Origin of the sequence: Kitasatospora sp. NPDC057500, from assembly GCF_042802195.1 — a bacterium.
GTDB lineage: Bacteria > Actinomycetota > Actinomycetes > Streptomycetales > Streptomycetaceae > Kitasatospora.
The window spans coordinates 1-1,798 of the sequence record NZ_JBHVER010000429.1 but is presented as its reverse complement, the minus strand read 5'-3'; the positions used below and the strand labels follow the sequence as shown (position 1 = coordinate 1,798).

General features: G+C 77.4%; 2 protein-coding genes. Both read left to right on the top strand.

From position 1 onward, the window contains the following. On the top strand, nucleotides 1-999 hold a 999-nt coding region (locus tag ACFU74_RS37205), incomplete at its 5' end, for a FecCD family ABC transporter permease (protein WP_380764565.1). Continuing rightward, nucleotides 996-1,798: ABC transporter ATP-binding protein (locus tag ACFU74_RS37200; RefSeq protein WP_380764564.1), on the top strand; the 803-nt coding region annotated here is incomplete at its 3' end. The genes ACFU74_RS37205 and ACFU74_RS37200, both read left to right, overlap by 4 nt.

The following is a 1,798-nucleotide window of genomic DNA, read 5'->3' as shown; positions in this document are numbered from 1 at the left end:
CTGCTGCTCTCCGCCGCGGCCGGGCTCGCCCTCGGCTCGGTACGGGTGCCGCCCGGGCAGGTGTGGGGAATCGTCGCCCACGCGCTGGGCGCCGACCGCTCGCCGCCGGACTGGTCCCGGGCCCGGGAGACCATCGTGCTGGACGTCCGGGCGCCCCGGGTGCTGCTCGGCGCGCTGGCCGGGGCCGGGCTCGCCGCGGTCGGCACCGCGCTCCAGGCCCTGGTCCGCAACCCGCTCGCCGAGCCCTACCTGCTCGGCGTCTCCTCCGGCGCCTCGCTGGGCGCGGTAGCCGTGATCGTGTTCGGGGCCGCCCTGTTCGGCAGGCTCTCGCTGTCCGCCGCGGCCTTCGCCGGGGCGCTCGGCGCGCTGCTGCTCGTCTACACCACGGCCCGCGCCGGCGGCCGGATCACCTCCGCCCGGCTGCTGCTCTCCGGCGTGGCCGTGGCCGCGGTGCTGACCGCCGTCCTCGACCTGCTGCTGCTCACCACCGGCCGGGGCAACGAGGCCCGCGCCGTCCTCGCCTGGACGCTGGGCGGCCTCGGCGGCGTCACCTGGGACACCCTGTGGCTGCCCGCCGCCGCCGTCCTGCTCGGGCTGGCCGTCCTGCTGCCGCAGGCCCGCAACCTGAACCTGCTGCTCGCCGGGGAGGAGGCGGCCGCGACGATGGGCCTGGACGTGGCACGCTTCCGGGCCCGGATGTTCGTCCTGCTCTCGCTGGTCACCGGCGTGCTGGTGGCCGCGGCCGGGCCGATCGGCTTCGTCGGCCTGATGCTCCCGCACGCGGTGCGGCTCGTCGTCGGCGGCGACCACCGGAAGGTCCTGCCGGCCGCAGCACTCGGCGGCGCCGTCTTCCTCGTCTGGGCCGACATCGCGGCCCGGGTGGTCGCCGCGCCCGTCGAGATCCCGGTCGGCGTGCTCACCGCGCTCTGCGGCGGGCCGTTCTTCCTCTGGCTGATGCGCCGCGACGCCCGCCGGGCCGCCGTCCGGGGCGCGTCGTGAGCGCGGCCGACCTCGCCGTCGACGGGGTCACCCTCACCGCCGGGGCCCGCCGGCTGGTCGAGGACGTCTCGCTCACCGCGCGCTCCGGCGAGGTGGTCGGCCTGGTCGGACCGAACGGCAGCGGCAAGTCCAGCCTGCTGCGCGCCGTCTACCGGGTACTGCGCCCCGAGGCCGGGCGGGTCCTCCTCGACGGCGCCGACACCCGGGCGCTGCCCGTCCGACGGCTCGCCCGGACGGTCGCGGCGGTGGTGCAGGACCAGGTCGCGGACTTCGACCTGACCGTGCGCGAGGTCGTCGCGATGGGCCGCAGCCCGCACAAGCGGCTGCTCGACGGCGACACCGCCGAGGACGCCGCGCTGATCGGCTCCGCGCTCGCCGCGGTGGACGCCTGCGGGCTCGCCGGGCGGGCGTTCGACCGGCTCTCCGGCGGCGAGCGGCAGCGTGTCCTGATCGCCCGGGCACTCGCCCAGCAGCCCTCCCTGCTCGTCCTCGACGAACCGACCAACCACCTCGACGTCCGGCACCAGTTGGAGGTCCTCGGCACGCTGCGGCGGCTGCCCGCGACGGTCCTGGTGGCACTGCACGACCTCAACCTCGCGGCGTACTACTGCGACCGGCTGTACGTGCTGCGGGCCGGCCGGCTCGCCGCCGCCGGGCCCCCGGCCGAGGTGCTCACGCCGCGCCTGCTCGCGGAGGTGTACGGCGTGACGGCGGAGGTCGCCGTCCATCCGCGGACGGGCGCGCCGCAGGTGACCTTCCTGCCCGCCGACCCGTACCCGGCCGCGGCCGGTGTGCGTTC